Here is a 20324-nt window from a genome sequence, read left to right on the forward strand (position 1 = left end):
ACCCTCTTAAATTAAACTTTTATTTTGTGTAAATGAATACGACGCTCTGCATCAACTAATAGAAGGTGATTAGGAGGTACTGATTGCCATATGGCGCTAAAATCGGTTAATTTTTCAGATGCAACTAATACACAGTCATGCACTTCAGCGCGTTTAGGTCGATAATACCTATCGTTTGGTGTTAGCCAAAGAGGGCCGGCTGAATAATGTAGTGACTCGGGTTTTATCTTTTTACTCGAAGAATAACGACTAGCGATAATGCGCAGGCCATCTGTAAGACAAATATTAAATAATGATGGGTCATCTGTTTTACCGTATTTTTTTACTAGATAATTAATCTGCTTGAAGGTTTCTTCTAGAGTATCTGCTATTTCTGAAATATTAGATAAATCCTTATCTTTAGCAAGCTGTAAAAATAAAGCAAAAAGATGTTCTGAATCCGTTTCACCTTGAATCCAGTTATAGATATCATCATCTAATAAATGGCGTAAGTGGCGCTTAACTGACATAAAATCACTAATGCCGCCATTATGCATCAACATCCATTGTTTATAAACAAATGGGTGGCAATTATAATTGTTAGTACCGCCTACACTTGCGGCTCGAACATGAGCAAAAAACATATCTGATTTAATCTTAGCTGTTAAACTTAAAAGATTACGATCACTCCACGCTGGGAAAATAGAAACAAATAATGCAGGTTCGAGGCTAACGGCTGGATTATACCAACCCAGACCAAAACCATCACCATTGGTAGGCACTGTTGATTCGCGAGCTTTTAGACTTTGCATGACAATAGAATTACTTGGCTTTACTAAAATCTCCTCCAATAAGACTTCTGAGCCAATATAAGCAACTAAGCGACACATTATTGCTCCTTTATTTAGAGCATGAAATATACTACTTAGTATAGAAGAAGATTAAGTCCCTAATTTAAAATGGTTTCAACCCTTATTTATACATTACAGATTGTATGCAATAACTCATAATTAAATACTTGAAAAAATTATGGCTCTTTCTTAGTTGTCTTGCGTTCTTTAGGCTTATTTTTCTTTAATGTATCGCAAACTTCTTTAGTCGAATCAGTTTTAGGCGTTATATGACAAATATTTTCAAGTCCTTCAACCTCAGGATGAGCAGGATTTTTATCGTTTTTTTTCATCTTTATTACCTCTTGTAAGTTTAGTTTAATTTTAGAGCAAGATTAGGTTAGATACAATGCATTACTCTTCCTTGTTAATTCATAAACCTCTATGTATAATTAAAATACAGGCATATTGGAGGGAACCATTATGAAAAAAATAGCAACTTTATTAAGTTTAATAACGCCTGTTGTACTCTTAGCTAGCTGCACAGTTGTCGAATCAAATTATGTTCCTGCCGTAACCACAACCGATTATGTTACTAGTGTTGGTTATTATGGCACAAGCCCTTATTGGGGAAATGGCTATTACGCTGGCCAAGCTTATAGTACTTGGTATGGCGGCTATGTTGGCCCTAGCGTTTATGTTAATGATTGGAGTTATTAAAGCCTTTTCTTATCGTTTTTCAAACGACAAAGTATTGAACGAGGGGGAGGCCAAAGCTAAGTTTAATACTTTGTCTTATTTCTTATTTACAAAAATCTAATTGGTTACTTAAAGACATATTTATCTCAATTTACTTATAATGTGTTTTTGTTTTTAACAGTTAAGGAAATTTATTCTTAAATGACTATTAGTCCCATGAAAGCTATTACAGGACTAGGATAAAGTCCTAAAGTCATTACCTTAAAATAAGGATCACTTAGATAAAAAATTCGCTAAAGATAAACTGTATAATATATAGTCGCTCAAGCATAATCTAGTAACACTACTCACTGTCTTCCTCAATAGACAGATTATCCTGATTCTCATCAAAACTTTTTTCTTCAGTTAGACGAATTTGTAAGCCAACGTTATTTTTAGAATCAGCAAAACGTATCGCATTTTCTTTCGTTATTTTTCCGGCTTTATATAAATCAAAAAGTGCCTGATCGAAGGTTTGCATACCTGAATCACGGCTTTTAACCATAGCCTCTTTAATTTCATCTATTTTACCTTTCTCAATCAAATCCGCTACATAAGGTGAGTTTATAAGGATTTCAACTGCAGGTACCCTACTTTTTTCTATACCAGGAATTAAGCGTTGAGAAATAATAGCTCTTAAATTCTGCCCTAAATCCTGTAATAGCTGCGGTCTTGCTTCACTAGGAAAAAAGTTAACAATTCTTTCAAGCGCTTGATAGGCATTATTTGAATGCAGGGTTGATAAGCATAAATGGCCAGTTTGTGCATAAGAAATCGCATGTTTCATAATATCTCTTTCTAAAATCTCACCAATTAAAATAACATCAGGCGCTTCCCGCATAGCATTTTTTAGGGCATTTTCATAACTTAAGGTATCAATTCCCACTTCTCGTTGATCAACAATACATTTTTTATGCTTATATAAGTATTCGATTGGATCTTCGATAGTTAAAATATGACCACGTTGGTTTTCATTGCGATAATCAATCATTGAGGCTAACGTAGTTGATTTACCAGACCCAGTTGAACCTACCACAAGGATTAAACCGCGTAATTCCATAATTAATTGTTTTAATATAGGCGGTAATTGTAGCTCTTCCATAGGTGGTATCTCACCTTTTATATAACGGACCACCATAGCAATTTCGCCACGCTGCCTAAACACATTAACCCGAAAACGGCCAACATTTGCTATCGAGATAGCCATATTAAGCTCAAGTGTGGCCTCAAACTCTTTACGTTGACTATCATTCATTACAGAAGCAGCAATCTCAGCCATTTGCATTGATTTTAATGGCGTTTGACCGACCGGGGTAGCTGCACCCTGGATCTTAATATAGGGTGGTACTCCGACACTAAAAAATAGATCTGAGGCGCTTTTATCAACCATGAGTTTAAAGAAAGGCGTAATATCCACTTTATCACCTATGCTCCCTTTTCTATTTAAAAGTGTAGATAAAATATAGAAAAGCGCAATTTAAGGTTACGATGCTAAATGAATTTTTTGGCTAAAATAGTAAATTTCAGCTACATTATTGATAAGGGATAAAACTATTGGAATATTTTATAGACAACCAATAATTTTTTAAAATGTTCTAATGGCTCATGAAAGTGATTTTTTTAAGGTTAAAGCATAATGACCCAAAAAGTGAATTTCTCTTATGCTTATCAGCCCATTGTTGATGTAATCAACAGAGTAGCATACTCTTATGAGGCGCTAATTAGAGGACCTAATAATGAACCTCCCACCATTATATTTGCGCAAGTAAGTAGAATCAGCCTGCCAGATTTTGATCAACAAGCCAGAGAATTTGCAATTAAATTGGCGGTACAGTTAGGATTAACTTGTAATATTAACCTTAATTTCTTACCTAATAGTTTATCAGCCGGTAGCTATATTGATAAAACGCTTGATGCTTTAAACGAGAACAACCTAAACCCTGACCAACTTATTATTGAAGTACCTGAATCTGAAATTATTCATCACCAGCAAGATTTTCTCTACAGTGTAAGACAATGTCGTAGCAAAGGAATACGCATTGCAATCGATGACTTTGGCGCAGGTTATTCAGGATTAAATTTACTGCTTAATTTACAACCAGACTTAATTAAACTTGATATGCAATTGATTCGCAAAATTGATGCCAATCGCTCAAGGCAAGCAGTTGTTAAAGCTATTTTAGAGGTCTGCAGAGAACTTAACATAAAAATAATCGCTGAGGGGGTAGAAAACCTTTCAGAGTATGAATGGCTTGCAAAAGAGGGTATTTCTTTATTTCAAGGCTATTTATTGTCTAAACCAGGGTTTCAATCTCTTCCCGCTATTACCTTTCCTTAAGCTTCAAAATAAATTAACTAAAACTATTTTTTTGTCCGCTTATCCAGTTTAACATTATAAGGTTTTTACTTTTGCTAGATAAGAAATTAGTAAATTATCTAATCTTGACTCGATATCTTCGCGATATAGAATCTAGCCAAGCCACTGGATCCTCGGACAAGCCGCGGGACATAGGTGTTGTCAGAAAGTGAGCGTTGTCAAAAGACAAACTTACCGAAGAAACATGGTGGAGCAAAGCTGTAGTCATTTACCTCTTCGCCCACGATTTGTTCGCAAGATCTAGAATGGGGCAATACCGTGGGAGGTAAGAAAATAAAGTGCAAACTGCATAAATTGGTTTTGCTTAATCCCATAGACAAGGTACGAGAAGACGGTCTGATAAGGGGCAAAGCTATAGCGACTTACTTCTCCGCCCACGTCCCGCGACTTGTTCGCAGGATCCAGAATTTAGCCATATCAGGGGAAGAAGAGATAATGTGTCAGCAACGCTTTAAATAATAAAAATAGCTTAAAGCCGTAAATTTAAAATAAATAATAATAAACTATAAAGAGCCTTTGCAGTTTGCTTTAGTTCATTAAACAATAACAATTCAAGAGCTCTAATCAAGCCGATAAGGTAAGATAATGGATAATAATAAAAATAAAAACCCATTAAGTCCTAGTTGGGTAGGAGCAATTTTCTTTGCAGTTTTTGCTTTTTGCTTCTTACTTTTTACCAAATATATTCTACTGTCGTTGCAACAAAGTGCAGTCTTGCCTTTTTTTCCAGCACTTTTAGTCGCGTTAATTACAGGTATTTTTTTAGGTGCTATTTTTACTAAATATCTCACTTACCCTAAATCCTGGATTTATGCCTTTCTAATAGGCATTTTAATGGCTTTAATCGCTACTGCCCTTATAGGCCTTGTAATTTTTCTTAATCTTTATTTCTCAGATTCCACTTTTACCCATCGTCTACACCACTGGCAAGATTTTTTCATCCTTTATGGAACAATTTTTTTATCGCTATTTTTAATAATAGGTCTATGGCTTATGTTATTTACCGGTTTAGCTGCCGTTTATTTTAGTAAGCATTTCTGGCCTACTCTCATAGCCATTGATAAAGCCCATTCTAAAACCAATCATTCTTAGAGGCGATTAATGGAACAGCGGGCCACCGTTTTTAATCTCATGCAGCAAGGCGCAACAATTATTACGCCTAATCAACGCTTAGCTCAAACGCTACTTGCTGACTTTTATCATTCTTACCCCCAGTTTAGACACACTAAGCCTTTGTGCTTTTCCTATTCTGATTTTTTATTAGCGCTTTTTAAAAAATATTGTTCTGCTCAACCTTCTACTACAAATCCACTTCTCCTTAACTCTCAACAATTACGTCATCTACTAAAACAAATTATTAGTCAGGATATTTTAAATCAAACACTCATTGATGAAGTACAGAATGCATGGATTTATTGTCAACGTTGGCAGCTTGATGTTGAGCATCCTTATTTTACTCACACATTACAGACACAAAAATTTCAGCACTGGATACAACAACTACAAATTGCGCTATCTAAGATGGCTGCAATTACAGAAGATCAGTTAATACCCTTCTTGTTACAGCACCAAGTTAAGATAAAAGTAGATAGCCTTGCTTGGTATTGTTTTGATTATTACACACCACAGCAAAAAATTTTCCAAGATTATTTAGTAGCTCAAGGCTGCCAACTTCATCATCTAGATTTACCACCTAAAGAAGCAATTCCTTTCTTTTATATGGCAAACGACGATCATGATGAATATTACCAGCTTATTTGTTGGCTTAAAGAACAATTAGCTCAGGATGGTATTAAAATTGGAATTATTGTTCCTGATCTAGAAATACAAATTCAACCCCTAAAAAGATTTCTTTACCAGCACTTTCCTCCTGCAACCTTTAACATTTCATTAGGACAAACATTAAACACTTATGAGCTAGTGGCACATGCACTTTGTTGGTTAAATTTAAATGGCAAAACATTAACAAATCATCAAGCGCGCTTATTACTTTACTCACCTTACCTTAGTGGCTCCTACTCCGAATTATTTCGTCGCAGCCAAATCATGCAAGAATCGCGCTTTTTGCAAGAAGAAATTTTTGATCAAGCCGCTTGGGTTAATGAATTACAAATAACAGCCCCGGGTCTTACCAAGCTATTACAATCACTGCTAAGCTACCCTCATTTGGCTACACCGCAAGAATGGATTAATTTATTTATCAAACGATTATCTTTATTAGGTTTTCCCGGTGAATATGCGCTAGATTCTGATAATTACCAATGTTATCAACGTTTTTTAGCACTTTTTGAAGAGTTTAAGCAATTAAGTTTATTAACAGAAAAAATGACCATTTCTGAGGCCCTTATTTCTTTAGAAACCTTAGCCGCTGCAACTATTTTTCAGCCCGAAAGAAAACCTGCGCCTGTTCAAATTCATAATGTTTTGGATGCTAATGGCGCTACATTTGATGCCCTGTGGATTATGCGTCTTACTGATGAAAATATACCCTCTAAAATTAAATTGTCTGCCTTCATTCCTATAAAATTACAGCAAGAAAAAGAGATTCCTCTTATAAATTCGACCTTTCAGTTAGAATTAGCTCAAAAAATGTTTGACCGTTTAAAACAGAGTAGTACTCAATGTGTATTGAGTTATTCCCGCTTATCAAAAGATAAAGCAAATCTACCAAGTCCTCTAGTTGCTAATGTTAAAGTTAATTATCATCCTAAACAAAAAAATTCGCCAAAGACTGTTTGGGAAATTTATCAAGAAGAATATCAAATAGCTTTGCTAAAAGAAGAGACGGTAACAGGAGGCACTGCTTTATTAGCTAACCAAGCCAAGTGTCCTTTTCGGGCTTTTGCTGCTCATCGTTTACATGCTAAAAAAGCGCCGGAGACTTCTAATGGACCTAATGCTATTGAACGCGGGCAAATTATTCATCGTGTATTAGAACTCATTTGGGAGAAACTTAAGAATCAACAACAATTATTAACTTTACCACATGATGAATTAACTACTTTAATTGAACAATCAATTGAGAAAGCACTCGCACCTTATAAAGAATTACGTCAATATTCTTTTCCGCCTTTGATTCAAGAAATTGAGTTAGCAAGAATTAAACTTTTAGTAGCTTGTTGTCTTGAGTGGGAAAAACAACGTCCACCTTTTGAAGTTGAAGCACTTGAACATGCCTTTACCGTGGAACTAGCTGGTATTGATTTCAATTTGCGCATTGACAGACTAGATAAGCTTTCCGATGGTAAAAAATGTGTAATTGATTATAAAACTAATATACCTAATTATTTACCTTGGCGCGAGGACCGCCCACGTGAACCTCAATTATTACTTTATGCCTTACTTGATGAAGCAATAAATACGTTACTTTTTACCGGTCTTAAAGAGGGCGAAGTTATAGTTAAAGGCTTAAGTGAAGACCGCTGGTCAATTGAAGGCCTTGCCTGTATTGATGAAGGCGAGACTTGGTCATCACGCTTAGACTCATGGCGTGCCCAACTTCATCAATTAATTCAAGAGTATACTGAAGGCCAATGTTCTCCTAATCCTATTCACCCCGCCATCTGTCAACAATGTGATTACCAAAGCCTTTGCCGATTTGGTGTAGTTGTTGATTAAGTTAGTAGCACCATTTTGCTTTAAATTAAAAATCTTTAGACTCCAGACTAGGAGGATGAGCTATTTGCAAGTTAATATTGCTACACTTAAGGTAGGATTCATATTTACTTAAGACATTATCAACCTTGGCCTTATTCATCCCGGTATAAAAACTCTACAGGAAATCTAGCTTTTACTGCTAAATAAGCTTTTTGGATTGCACAATGTTAAATAAAATGACATTATTGAGCCTCATAAAAATGTTATATTATTTATATATTTCAATTGGATAAATATAAAACACTTATTTGAAATTTTTACATGCTAATTAAGTAAATGGAAAACTAGTGACTTATAATCTTCCTGTAGAATTAACAAAATATCTGCAAAAATTTTTGGATAGCTCTACATTAAAATCATTCTCCTGTGTTAACAAAACATTTTTTAAATGTTCACATTCTGAGAAAATTTTACGCAAAATACATTTTATAAATGAAAAAACGCTCCAGTTAAAGCATGATATCGATACCGTAAAAATCACTTTAAATGGTGAGCTAGAATATCAAGGAAATTTTCTTTATCACTTTGTTCTTGATAATACACACGGACTACAAAATAGTGATGCTCAGGTTCTCCAGCAAATAATTAAATTAACCAAAGGCTTTGCTGCTTTAAGATTAGAAATATTAAAAACTAATCTTTATGCGATAAAATATCTTCCAAACGATGATGCAGTTTATAAGAAATGGCAAAAACTTATGGTAGATTTTACCAATCTTTTTCCTTCCAATGCACTTACATCTGAAGAATTACTGATTAGCATCCATACTTTACCTAAACACCCTGTAGCGGCTTTAATTCTTTATTTAGGTGGTATTTATCGCCCTATAAATGATAATCAAAACGAATTAATTGGTCTTTATATGGCATTTGATACTCAAACACCTTCAACTATCTTAAGAAAAAGAGCGCCAGATGGCGAAACAATACCCCAATTTTTTGGCTCCCCGCCTTCAGCAACCAAGAAGGCTCACTTAAAAGCCTTAGAAAGCTCTATTCCATCCTTTTTAAAATCAGTTAAACACAAGCTCCAATCTTTGGATCAATTATTAGAGGTACTACATTTAATTAAAGAAAATCCAATGTACCAAAGACACATCCATATTGTGTGGGATGTTGACGATTTTGCAAACAATCCCTTGCTCAATTTATTAGAACAACATTACTCACAGCAACGTCCATATAGAGATCCACGCAATATAGATAATATTATTAGTTTTATTCACTACCTCAAAGAAAAAAATCCAGCTTTAAAATTTACAGATGAGCTTGAAGAGCAGACTACCTATACTTGCAACATAATATAATATTAATAAGTATTAAAACTTTCTAGATAATATTTTTGGTAATGTGCTAAAAATTTTAAGGAATTAGTGCTTTAGGTATTTAATGGTATTAAGATACATTTAGTTAAAATTATAAATAAATGTTTCTTCTATCTTGTAGAAATGATTTTAGTTTAATGCGCGGTAGAACTTAGATTGTCAAGCTTAGCCCGGGTAGGTTTAGTAATCCAAACCAAAGGAATTAAAGCAATAAAGATAAAGGCAGATACTCTAAATATATCATTAAGCCCAAGCATATTAGATTGATTATTTACCATATAGTTGAAAACAGCATACTGTTGTTCTTGATTAAGGCCAGCAAGATCGCTTAATCTGGCTAAAAAATCAGTAAAGATAAAGGTATAAGATGAGGCTTGTTCGGTAAGATCGGCATGATGAACAATAGCGCGATGACTCCAAAGCGTGTTGGTAATTGATGTACCAATGGCACCTGCAAAAATACGGACAAAATTAGACAACCCTGCTGCTGCAGGTACTTTATCAGGACTAAGGCCTGAAAGTATAATCGTCGTTAAAGGAATAAAAAACATAACTGTTGGAATACCCTGTAATAGCGTAGGCCATATCAAATGGCTAATATCGATAGCTGATACATACATTGAACGCATATAAAAAACAACACCAAACAGGACAAAAGCCAAGGTCACAATAATACGCGCATCTGTTTTTGGTAAAATTTTACCGATCAAAGGTGATAAAATAACAGCAAAAATACCTAAAGGCGCCATAACTAACCCTGCATGCAAAGATGGGTAACCTAAATCTTGCTGTATCCATTGAGGCAATAAAACAAAAGTACCAAAGAAAACACCATAAGCAACTGAGATAGCAATTGTTCCGCCAGCAAAATTACGCCGTTTAAACAAACGTAAATCAACAATAGGATTTTGAACCGTTAATTCCCAAATTAAAAAATAACCAAAACTAACGAGAGTTATTAATGTCAAAATGATAATAATAGTAGAATTAAACCAGTCTAAGTCTTTGCCTTTATCTAACATAATTTGAAAAGCGCCAACCCAAAGAATAAGCAAAAATAGGCCTATTTTATCGACAGGTAATTGCAAAGTTGGCGTTTCTCGCCGGCGATACATAATCCAGGTCACAATACCCGCGAAAAACCCAATAGGTAAATTAATATAAAAAATCCATGACCAACTATAACTATCAGTTATCCAGCCGCCTAACGCAGGCCCAGCAATAGGTCCTACCGTTGCAGTCATGCCCCATAGTGCTAACGCAATCGAACTTTTTTCTTTAGGATAAGAGCTTAAGAGAATAGCTTGTGAAAGAGGAATGAGAGGACCCGCTGCCAAACCTTGTAAAATACGGGCTGTTAATAACATAGTAAGATTAGTTGCAATACCACAGCAAAATGAGGCAAAAACAAAAAGTGCAATGGCTGTAATAAATAATTTAACTTGGCCTAAACGCTGGGTAAGCCAGCCGGTTAAAGGTATTGAAACAGCATTTGCAGCTGCGAAAAGCGTTATAACCCAAGTTCCTTCATCGATGGAAACTCCTAAAGATCCAGCAATAGTTGGAATCGCGACATTTGCAATTGACGAATCAAGTACAATCATAAAAGTCGCTAAAGCCACAGCAATCGTTGCTATAACTAACTGACCACCTTCTAAAGGTGGATAACTAGCCGTATTAGAATTTTGCATGGTTATTTATAGCTTTAATATTAATAAATGGCTCTTTACCTGCAACCTTTAAATCAGTCGTCTTCAGAACATTTTCTTGGACAATTTCATTAATAATATGGTCTGCTTGCACCATTAAATTATTAAAAATAGTCGTTTTATAGAGAGAATGCCGAGTTAACATGTTTATTTTTTTAGGTTGTCGATAGGTATCAACAGTTACTTTCATTGATAAACCTATACGCAAAGGATGCGCTTTTAATTCTTTTTCATCAACAAGGATACGAACAGGTAAGCGTTGTACCACTTTAATCCAATTACCCGTCGCATTTTGTGGTGGTAGCAAAGCAAAAGCACTACCTGTCCCTGCTGAAAAACCGCTAATATAGCCATTATATTTTATTTTTGATCCATAGATATCAGCAGTTAAGACGACAGATTGGCCAACTTGAATTTTACTTAATTGCTTTTCTTTAAAATTAGCGTCAACCCAGATTTGATTTAAGGGAACGATGGCTAATAATACTTGCCCTGGTGTAACCCGCTGCCCTATCTGTACCGCCCTCCTCGCAACATAACCCGATAAAGGCGCGCGAATAGTATTGCGGATATAATCAAGGTACGCTTTTCTTAGCGCAGCCATGGCTTGTTTAACATGAGGATGATTAATAATATTGGTTTTGTGTGTAAGCGCAATATTAGCTTCCCATTGAGCTTGCGATTGTAAAAGGGCTGCATTGGCTACATTGAAATTATCTTGAGCATGGGTAAGTTCTTCTTGTGAAATTGCCCCGCGGCGAATTGCTGTTTGCCGTCGTTGTAAATCAATTTTAGTTTTTTGTAAATCTGATTGTCTGGATTGAACAACTGCTTGTAATTGACTGTTATTAATAAAATATTGTTGAGTTTGTCTTAAAGCGAGCGCTAAATTAGCTTTAGCTTGCTCAAGATTTACTAAACTATCGGTTGGATCTAATTCAATCAAACTTTGTCCTTCTGGAACAAATTGGGTATCCTCTGCATTTAACTTAGTTACATTACCTGTAACTTGAGTAGAAATAGGAATAATATTGCCAGCTACATAAGCGTTATCAGTTACTTCAAAGTAACGTCCGTAAAATAACCAATAAAAAAAATAAATTAAACTAATAAATATTAGACTGAAAGTAAAAATAAATAGGGCTTTTTTCTGATTTAATTGTTTGGGCGTATTAGCTTTTAAAGAAGAGTTTAAGTGCTTCAACATGAAAATCCCTGAAAGTTAGCTTTATTAAATAAACCATTAAATTGATTTTTGCTTAGTCACTATAAGCGGTCTTGGTTTAATTCTCAATAAAATCATTAATAAAGCTGAATAGCTTATTTTAAAGTTATCAAAATACAGCTTTAAATTAAATATATTTAGGTTTATTACCTTTCCAGAGTAGTAAATATTGTATTTAGCAGCTTGGTCACACAATTTAAGAGCAAGCCACAGCGCTATATCGCGCAGACATGCCGCGGGACATAAATAGGAAGAGGAGTATTATCAGTTAAGCTCGGGAAAAATCAAATGCTAAAACAGAACTTATATGTGTTTGATTTAATGCTAAGCTAATGAGTCTATCAACACCTAAAGCTACCCCACTACAAGATGGCAGCCCTACTTCTAAAGCGTTTAAAAAATATTCGTCTACTTCTGCCCTTTCTAAAGATTTAGCTTGGCGAAGCGCGTTGTCTGATTTGAAGCGTTCTCTTTGTATTTTGGCATCGGTTAATTCATGAAAGCCATTAGCAAGCTCAATTCCTTTAACGTAAATTTCAAAACGCTCAGCAACATCATTATTTACTTGCGCAAGTGCTGCTTGAGAAGGGGGGAAATCGTAAATAGCCACAGGGGCATTTAAATCAGTAAAGGCAGGCTCAATTACATGACTCATTAATAGAAATAAATATTGATCCTTATCTTCTTCATCTCTAGCCAACACGTTATCTAAATCATAATTTAAAAGACATGACTTTAAATCCATAATTGAGGCAGATAGTGGATCTAAGTCACAAACTTCTAAAAAAGCTTGCTGGTAAGTTTTCTTAATTAAAGGAGGGCAAGATAAAATTAGTTGAAGAAGCTCATCTATCTCCGCTATTAAACCATGATGATCAATATTTAATTGATACCATTCAAGCATGGTAAATTCAGGATTATGCCAGCGTCCTAATTCATCATCACGAAAACTTCGCGCTAATTGAAAAATAGGGCCACTACCGGCAGCCAGTAGCCTTTTCATGTGATATTCGGGAGAAGTTTGTAGATAATAAGTTTTCCCACGAAAGGTTGCTTTAATGTTACTTAAATAAACATCCGTTATGCCAAAGCGTGCCATAGAAGGCGTGTCAACCTCAAGATAGCCACGTTTATGAAAAAAATCACGAATTTTAGCAATAAATTGGGCACGTTGTCGTAAAGCTGAGATTGTTGCGGAAGGTTGCCAAGACATTAATAAAAAATTCCTAATTCAAGTTTTGCAACTTCTGACATGCGATCTTGCGTCCACATAGGTTCCCAAACTAACTCTACTGTACAATCAGTAACCCCTTCAACTTGATTAACAGCTTGCTCTACTGTGCCTGGAAAAGTCTGGGCAACAGGACAGCCTGGGCTTGTTAAAGTCATTTGAATATGAACGTGATGTTTTTCATCAACATTTATATCGTAAATTAAACCTAAATCATAAATATTAACTGGTATTTCTGGGTCATAGACGGTTTTTAGGGCAGCAATCACATGCTCTTTTAATGTATCTTCACTAAGCTTCTTTTTTAAGCCAAACATAACGCTACTCCGTACTAACTGGATCTTGGTTATTATTCATGGCTGCATTAAAGGTATGCCAAGCAAGTGTTGCACATTTAACTCGAGCTGGAAATGCTTTAACTCCTGCTAACACCGATAACTTATCACTGGTTACCCATTGTCTTTCTTCGTCACTTGTTAACATGTGATGAAATCCCTCAAAAATACCTTTTGCTTCCTCAACAGGCTTTCCTTTCAATGCTTCTGTCATTAAAGACGCAGAAGCTTGTGAAATAGCACAACCACAGCCTACAAAACTTAAATTTTTAACAATATTATCCTCTACCTGCAAGTAAACTGTTAATTTATCGCCACATAAAGGATTATAACCATTCGCTTGAGCAGTCGCTCCTTCCATCTTGTAATGGTTGCGCGGATTACGATTGTGATCAATGATAATTTCCTGATATAACTCACGTAATTCCATGCTCATGCAAACACCTCTTTTACTTTTTGTAAGACTTTCATACAATAATCTATTTCAGCAGTCGTATTGTAAAATGCTAATGAAATCCTAGTTGTTGCTGCCACATCAAAAAAATCCATCACTGGCATTGCGCAATGATGGCCACCACGAATAGCAATACCTTCACTATCTAGGATAGTTCCAATATCATGAGCATGTATTTTACCATGTACAAAAGAAATAATAGGCACTTTGTCTTTCGCTGTACCAATAATGTTATACCCTTTTACGGCAAGTAACGCATCCGTTGCATATTTTAATAAATAATCTTCATAAGCAGAAACCGCTTCCATATCTAATGTTGCCAAATAATCTAAAGTCGCCCCTAACCCCATAACGCCAGCAATATTCGGCGTACCAGCTTCAAATTTATAAGGAATAGGCGCATATTCAGTCGCATCAAAAGTAACGAAATTAATCATCTCGCCACCACCTTGATAAGGTGACATATCTTCTAATAAATGTGTTTTACCCCATAACACACCAATGCCCGTTGGGCCATACATTTTATGACCAGAAAATGCATAAAAATCGCAACCTAAATCCTGTACATCAATAGGATAATGTGCAGTTGCCTGCGCACCATCTATTAAAACAACGGCACCATAAGCATGTGCCATTTTAATCATTTGTTTAATAGGATTTACCGTACCTAAAGCATTTGATGCATAGGTAATAGCTACGAACTTGGTATTTTCATTTAGTTTTTTTTCAAACTCATCAAGTAATACTTCACCTGAATAAGAAATTGGAGCTACTTGTAATTTTGCACCTGTCTTTTTACAAACCATCTGCCAAGGAACTATATTAGAATGATGCTCCATATGGGTTATAAGGATCTCTTCATCTGGCTTAATACGAGGCGCCACAAAACTTTGTGCAACTAAATTAATTGCCTCTGTAGTACCACGTACAAAAACACATTCATTGACTGATTGAGCATTGATAAATCGCTGTACTTTATTTCTCACCCGCTCAAATTGATGTGTTGCTCGTGCGCTTAACGCATGCACGCCCCGATGCACATTAGCATTATCCTGTGAATAATAGTTACTTATTGCTTCAATAACTGCTTTTGGCTTTTGTGTTGTTGCCGCATTATCGAAATATATTAACGGACAATCATTCACTTTTTGCTGCAAAATAGGAAAATCTTTGCGAATGGTATTAACATCGAAGCTAGTATTTAAAATTGCTGAATTCATACTTCACTCCAACTTTGTATTAATTAAATTGGCTATCCATTCTTTTATTGCAGAATGCGGTATCCGATTTAAATTCTCAGTAGCAAAAGCTTGTATTAGATAACGATTAGCCTCTTCACGTGAAATACCACGACTAGCCATATAAAACAATGCATCTTCATCTAACTGCCCTACAGTAGCACCATGCGTACAAACAACATCATTAGCAAAAATTTCTAACTGAGGCTTAGTGTCTACTTCCGCTTGCGCTGATAATAATAGATTTTTATTTTGTTGACGTGCTTCAGAATGTTGCGCATCCTTTGCAACAATCACTTTACCGTTAAAAACAGCACGGGAACGACCCGCTAACACACCTTTATAATCCTGGATACTTTGACAACTAGGGACGTGATGATAAACCGTTGTATGATGATCAATATGTTGATTATCCCCAGGTAAATAAAGCCCATTCATTAAACACTGAGCTTGTTCTTCCTCTAGTGAAATGGAAATATCACTGCGAACTAAACGACCACCTAAACTAATCGAATGGCTCTCAAACTGGCTTTGTGTAGCTTGCTTTACCGCTAAATGACCAATATGAAAGGCGGCGTTGCTTTCATTTTGAATTTTATAATGAACCAGTTTAGCTTTTTGGGCTAAAACGATCTCTGTTACAACGTTGGTCAGATAATTTTGATCTTTTTGACCATCAAAAGTTTCTACAATAGTAGCCTGACTTTCTGACTCAGCAACTATTAAGTGACGTGGATAGACCGCTTGTTCTTGATTATTCTGCCAATGAGCTAAAACTAAAGGCTCTGTTAAACAGACACCTTCTGGTAAGTAAATAAATACGCCTGTTTGCAGTATAGCTGTGTTTAATGCATGAAAACCGTGTTCATGTTTTAATAATTGAGCAAGATAAGGTTTTACTTTGTCAGCGTGCTGATTAATTGCCTCTAATAACGGCAATACTAGCATACCCTTTGGTAATTGCTGTCCAAACGGCTGAAGATTGTTAATTATTTGCCCATTACAGATTGTCAGCTGGTAATCTAATGGCAATAAATCTTGTGCCTTATTTTGATTTACAGAACCTAGCTTTAAAGAACTATAAAATCGCTGTTGCAAAAAAGAATCCAATAAAGTGTACTTCCATTCCTCATTTTTACGACTAGGAAAACCGTACTGGCTAAAATCATCTAAAGCTTCCTTCTGTAAGGATGCTAACCAAGGCTCAGGTAAACTGCTTGCTTTTGCTTGCTCTTGGTAAAATTCAAGGATTTCACTCATGCCTGCTCTTTCTCCTCAAGCCAGCTATAGCCTTTCTTTTCTAATTCTAATGCTAGTGACTTATCACCTGATTTAATAATGCGACCGTTGGCTAGCACATGAATAAAATCAGGCTCAATGTAATCTAATAATCGCTGGTAATGTGTTACTAAGACAATAGCTCTTTCAGGAGAACGCATTGCATTAACACCTTGTGAAATAATTCTTAAAGCGTCAATATCTAAGCCTGAATCAGTCTCATCTAAAATAGCTAATTGAGGTTCCAGAGCAAGAAGCTGTAGAATTTCATTGCGTTTCTTTTCCCCACCGGAAAAACCCTCATTAATACTACGATATAAGAAGCTTTCATCCATATCTAATAATTGACATAGATTCCGGATAAAGCTTAAAAATTCAATTGCATCTAAGGGATTTTTACCTTGCCCTTTTCGTACGGCATTAACAGATGCTTTAAGGAAATTAATATTGGTCACCCCAGGAATTTCTACTGGGTATTGAAAAGACATAAAAATGCCTGCTCGAGCACGCTCTTCAACCGAAAGAGGTAATAAATCTTGCCCTAAATAATCAATATCTCCACTTGTTACGGTATAAGCAGGATGACCTGCCAATACTTTAGACAACGTACTTTTTCCTGAACCATTAGGGCCCATAATAGCATGAACTTCGCCTGCATTTACGGTAAGATCAATGCCTTTTAAGATAGGTTGTCCATTAATAGCTACATTTAATTGTTTAATTTTTAACATACTTAACCTACTGCCCCTTCCAAACTAATACCTAATAATTTTGTTGCTTCTACTGCAAATTCCATAGGGAGTTCTTTTAAAACTTGTTTACAAAAACCATTTACAATCATGGATACAGCATCTTCAGTATCGATACCACGTTGTTGACAATAAAATAGTTGCTCTTCACTAATTTTTGATGTTGTTGCTTCATGCTCAAGCTGAGCTGTTGCATTTTTAACTTCTATATAGGGGAAAGTAAGTGCTGCACATTCATCGCCCATAAGTAATGAATCACACTGAGTAAAATTACGAGCATTAGTTGCAGTTGGTGCGATTCGAACTAGACCGCGATAAGCATTATGCGAACGACCAGCACTTATACCTTTAGATATAATTGTGGAGCGTGTATTTTTACCTAAGTGAATCATCTTAGTACCGGTATCAGCTTGTTGTAAGTTATTAGTTAAAGCTACTGAATAAAATTCACCGACCGAATCATCACCTTGTAAAATAACACTAGGATACTTCCAAGTGATAGCTGAACCTGTTTCAATTTGTGTCCAGGAAATCTTAGAGCGTTTACCTCGACAAGCACCACGCTTAGTTACAAAATTATAAATACCGCCCTTTCCTTCTTTGTCCCCGGGGTACCAATTTTGTACTGTAGAATATTTAATTTGAGCTCCTTCTAGTGCCACTAATTCTACTACAGCAGCATGCAATTGATTTTCATCACGCATAGGCGCTGTACAGCCTTCTAAATAGGAAACATAACTATCACAGTCTGCAATAATCAACGTTCGCTCAAATTGACCAGTTGAAGCCGCGTTAATTCGGAAATATGTGGATAACTCCATCGGACAACGCACGCCCTTAGGAATATAAACAAAGGAGCCATCACTAAATACTGCTGAGTTTAAAGCAGCATAAAAATTATCACGATAAGGTACAACAGAACCTAAATATTGGCGAATCAAGTCCGGATAATTATGAACTGCTTCCGAAAAAGAACAAAAAATAACACCAACTTCTGCTAACTTTGCTTTAAAAGTTGTTGCCACAGAGACACTATCAAATACTGCATCAACGGCAACACCCGCTAATAGCTCTTGCTCTCTTAAAGGAATACCTAATTTTTCATAAGTCCTTAGTAACTCCGGATCAACTTCATCTAAGCTTTTAGGTGCATCTTTGGCTTGTTTAGGCGCTGAGTAATAAGAAAGGGCCTGATAATCAATAGGTGGATAATGTACGCTAGCCCACTCAGGCTCAGGCATTGTTTTCCAATATTCTAAAGCTTTAAGGCGCCATTCTAGAATGAACGGAGGCTCCCCCTTAATTGCCGATAAACGACGCACCACATCTTCATTTAATCCAGGCGCAAATGTCTCAGCTTCAATCTCTGTTACAAAGCCATGCTGATAGTCTCTTTCCAGAAGGGTATTTATTTGCTCATTACTTTTAGCCACGATGTACTCCACTTGCCAGCTGCCTAATTCTATCAATTTCAATAGGTTGTAAAGAAGGCTTGGCTAGCATTTCTAAACTTACACTATCTAACGCTGTATTGATTGCTCGACTTATTAATTGCCAATTACCCTGAATATGACATACTCCTTGTAAAGAACATTCATTAGGGTGAATACTACATTCAGTTAAACCCATTTCTTGTCCTTCTAAGGCATAAATAATCTCAGCAACAGAAATATCTGCTGCAGATCCTTGTAGTCGATAACCACCAGACACCCCACGTACAGAGGTGAGTAATTTAGCTGCTGTTAATCGTTTCAATAATTTACTTACTGTCGGTACGGAGAGATGAGTATGTAAAGCAATATCCCGCGCATTGCAAAGTGTATTAGGACGTCTTGCTAAATACACCATGATTACTGTTCCATAATCGGCCAATTTGCTGATACGCAGCATACCATTACCACCCTAAATTATCTAGTACTAAATCGGTCCTTAATTAGAAAACAAAACTATTAATCTACTGTAATTTGTTTATTAAGTAATAGGGGATTGCCATAGCAATTAATGTGTCTAATTACTAATAATATAGTACTAATTTAGTTCTATTTACAGTGAAAACAGCAATATTGTAAACTATTTTTAGCAGTAAGAATACTTTGCGAGCATTATTTTCTTTTTAGACTACGCTTAAGAATATAAAATTAAGGATTCATTATATGCTTATTAATTTAAATAGTCTGCGGCAACTTACACTAACTTGCTTATTAGCAAGCACTTTTTATAGTAATGCCTGTACAACAATCTTTGCAAACGCCACACCCAATAGGCTGCTTGTAGCTCGTACCATGGATCTTTATACTTCAGACATGCCATTAATTGTTGCTGAGCCCCGAGGTGTAGAACATAATGGAGAGGCCGGTAAAAACTCGCTACATTGGCGCTCTAAATATGGTACTGTCATGGTAACTGCTTTACATACTAATGCTGTTACCGATGGAATTAATGAAAAAGGATTAGCTGTTCATCTACTTTATTTAGAAAATACTAAATACCCAAACTACAATAATAACTTACCGAAAATATCTAATGGCATGTGGGGTAAATATATTTTAGATAACTTTGCTACAGTAAATGAAGCACTGGCAGGCACTAAGAATCTAGAAATTGTAGCAACAGAAGTACAAGGAAAAAAATGGCCACTTCATTTAACGATTGAAGATGCTACAGGAGATTCTGCAGTAATTGAATTTATTGACGGAAAAATGAATGTTTATCATGGCCCTCAATATCAAGTAGTAACCAATGAGCCAGCTTATAATATTCAACTTGCCAACCTTAAAAATTACCAAGGATTTGGCGGTACACGCCCACTTCCTGGCGATGCTGCTCCAATTAATCGATTTGTTCGTGCGGCAACTTATTTGAAAACATTGCCTAAACCAGGTGATTTTAATCAGTCAATTAGTGATATTTTGTCAGTTATCAGATCAGCTATGGTACCTTTTGGTGCAGTTTATACATATGAAAATAAAAAAGAACTAGCTTGGCCAACTCAATGGATTTCCATAGCTGATCTAACTAATAAAACTTATTATTTTCATTCAACATCAAATCCCAATGTGATTTGGATTGCATTAGATAAAGTTAATTTTGCTCTGGGAGCGCCAACCTTAACTATCGATCCATTGCAAGCACATAAAGCGGATATTGTTAAAAAATTAAGGCCAGCATTTGATCTATAAAGAATTTAGGTAAAGGTTAA

Annotated in this window: 19 protein-coding genes; 6 read left to right on the forward strand and 13 right to left on the reverse strand. The window is 35.7% G+C overall.

The window, feature by feature from the left end; translation table 11 throughout:
• Positions 1 to 11 precede the first annotated feature (11 nt).
• On the reverse strand, positions 12 to 869 hold the full coding sequence (locus DYH30_RS10145; RefSeq protein ID WP_115331551.1) for a class II glutamine amidotransferase: 858 nt from the start codon (positions 867 to 869) through the stop codon (positions 12 to 14).
• Positions 870 to 1006: 137 nt separating this feature from the next.
• The gene (locus tag DYH30_RS17975) at positions 1007 to 1162 is read right to left on the reverse strand and encodes a hypothetical protein (RefSeq protein WP_160116194.1); all 156 of its coding nucleotides are present in this window, start codon (positions 1160 to 1162) and stop codon (positions 1007 to 1009) included.
• 130 nt (positions 1163 to 1292) lie between these two features.
• Here DYH30_RS17975 and DYH30_RS10150 point away from each other — a divergent pair, with 130 nt between their 5' ends.
• Positions 1293 to 1529 carry a hypothetical protein gene (locus DYH30_RS10150; protein ID WP_115331552.1) on the forward strand — a complete coding sequence of 79 codons (237 nt, stop codon included), beginning with the start codon at positions 1293 to 1295 and terminating at the stop codon, positions 1527 to 1529.
• Positions 1530 to 1851: 322 nt separating this feature from the next.
• On the opposite strand, the gene DYH30_RS10155 is transcribed toward DYH30_RS10150, so the two are convergent.
• Complete coding sequence (locus DYH30_RS10155; protein WP_115331553.1) at positions 1852 to 2964, reverse strand: PilT/PilU family type 4a pilus ATPase; 1113 nt, start codon at positions 2962 to 2964, stop codon at positions 1852 to 1854.
• 219 nt (positions 2965 to 3183) lie between these two features.
• Here DYH30_RS10155 and DYH30_RS10160 point away from each other — a divergent pair, with 219 nt between their 5' ends.
• The 4 genes from DYH30_RS10160 to DYH30_RS10180 all read left to right on the forward strand — a co-directional run bounded on the left by DYH30_RS10160 (position 3184) and on the right by DYH30_RS10180 (position 8888).
• Entirely contained in the window at positions 3184 to 3885 is a 702-nt protein-coding gene (locus DYH30_RS10160) for an EAL domain-containing protein (RefSeq protein ID WP_242604668.1), read from the forward strand.
• Positions 3886 to 4509: 624 nt separating this feature from the next.
• Positions 4510 to 5016, forward strand: a complete 507-nt coding sequence (locus tag DYH30_RS10170; RefSeq protein ID WP_115331555.1) for a hypothetical protein — start codon at positions 4510 to 4512, stop codon at positions 5014 to 5016.
• 9 nt (positions 5017 to 5025) lie between these two features.
• A complete protein-coding gene (locus DYH30_RS10175) occupies positions 5026 to 7542 on the forward strand; it encodes a PD-(D/E)XK nuclease family protein (protein ID WP_115331556.1) in 2517 nt (838 codons plus the stop codon).
• 326 nt (positions 7543 to 7868) lie between these two features.
• Complete coding sequence (locus DYH30_RS10180) at positions 7869 to 8888, forward strand: F-box protein (RefSeq protein WP_115331557.1); 1020 nt, start codon at positions 7869 to 7871, stop codon at positions 8886 to 8888.
• 152 nt (positions 8889 to 9040) lie between these two features.
• Here the strand turns inward: DYH30_RS10180 and DYH30_RS10185 are convergent, their stop codons facing one another.
• The 10 genes from DYH30_RS10185 to DYH30_RS10230 form a co-directional block, all read right to left on the reverse strand.
• A complete protein-coding gene (locus tag DYH30_RS10185; RefSeq protein WP_115331558.1) occupies positions 9041 to 10597 on the reverse strand; it encodes a DHA2 family efflux MFS transporter permease subunit in 1557 nt (518 codons plus the stop codon).
• The gene (locus DYH30_RS10190) at positions 10584 to 11822 is read right to left on the reverse strand and encodes an HlyD/EmrA/EmrK family protein (protein ID WP_242604667.1); all 1239 of its coding nucleotides are present in this window, start codon (positions 11820 to 11822) and stop codon (positions 10584 to 10586) included. Before DYH30_RS10190 ends, DYH30_RS10185 begins: the two co-directional genes overlap by 14 nt.
• Positions 11823 to 12108: 286 nt before the next feature.
• Positions 12109 to 13053 (reverse strand): elongation factor P--(R)-beta-lysine ligase, encoded by a 945-nt coding sequence (epmA, locus tag DYH30_RS10195; RefSeq protein ID WP_115331559.1) that lies wholly within the window; start codon positions 13051 to 13053, stop codon positions 12109 to 12111.
• Positions 13053 to 13388: an SUF system Fe-S cluster assembly protein gene (locus DYH30_RS10200; RefSeq protein ID WP_115331560.1), complete on the reverse strand. Its 336-nt coding sequence runs from the start codon at positions 13386 to 13388 to the stop codon at positions 13053 to 13055. Before DYH30_RS10200 ends, epmA begins: the two co-directional genes overlap by 1 nt.
• Positions 13389 to 13392: 4 nt before the next feature.
• Positions 13393 to 13842, reverse strand: a complete 450-nt coding sequence (sufU, locus tag DYH30_RS10205; RefSeq protein ID WP_115331561.1) for a Fe-S cluster assembly sulfur transfer protein SufU — start codon at positions 13840 to 13842, stop codon at positions 13393 to 13395.
• The gene (locus DYH30_RS10210) at positions 13839 to 15080 is read right to left on the reverse strand and encodes a cysteine desulfurase (RefSeq protein ID WP_115331562.1); all 1242 of its coding nucleotides are present in this window, start codon (positions 15078 to 15080) and stop codon (positions 13839 to 13841) included. Before DYH30_RS10210 ends, sufU begins: the two co-directional genes overlap by 4 nt.
• A 3-nt stretch (positions 15081 to 15083) precedes the next feature.
• Entirely contained in the window at positions 15084 to 16358 is a 1275-nt protein-coding gene (sufD, locus tag DYH30_RS10215) for a Fe-S cluster assembly protein SufD (RefSeq protein ID WP_115331563.1), read from the reverse strand.
• Positions 16355 to 17107, reverse strand: coding sequence for a Fe-S cluster assembly ATPase SufC (gene sufC, locus DYH30_RS10220; protein WP_115331564.1), 753 nt, complete (start codon positions 17105 to 17107; stop codon positions 16355 to 16357). The genes sufD and sufC overlap by 4 nt, the downstream gene beginning before the upstream one ends.
• 2 nt (positions 17108 to 17109) lie before the next feature.
• The gene (gene sufB, locus DYH30_RS10225) at positions 17110 to 18558 is read right to left on the reverse strand and encodes a Fe-S cluster assembly protein SufB (protein WP_115331565.1); all 1449 of its coding nucleotides are present in this window, start codon (positions 18556 to 18558) and stop codon (positions 17110 to 17112) included.
• The gene (locus tag DYH30_RS10230; RefSeq protein WP_115331566.1) at positions 18551 to 19015 is read right to left on the reverse strand and encodes an SUF system Fe-S cluster assembly regulator; all 465 of its coding nucleotides are present in this window, start codon (positions 19013 to 19015) and stop codon (positions 18551 to 18553) included. Before DYH30_RS10230 ends, sufB begins: the two co-directional genes overlap by 8 nt.
• Before the next feature lie 263 nt (positions 19016 to 19278).
• Here DYH30_RS10230 and DYH30_RS10235 point away from each other — a divergent pair, with 263 nt between their 5' ends.
• Positions 19279 to 20304: a linear amide C-N hydrolase gene (locus DYH30_RS10235; protein ID WP_115331567.1), complete on the forward strand. Its 1026-nt coding sequence runs from the start codon at positions 19279 to 19281 to the stop codon at positions 20302 to 20304.
• Positions 20305 to 20324 lie beyond the last annotated feature (20 nt).

It is taken from the genome of Legionella busanensis, from assembly GCF_900461525.1.
GTDB classification, from domain to species: Bacteria; Pseudomonadota; Gammaproteobacteria; order Legionellales; family Legionellaceae; genus Legionella_C; species Legionella_C busanensis.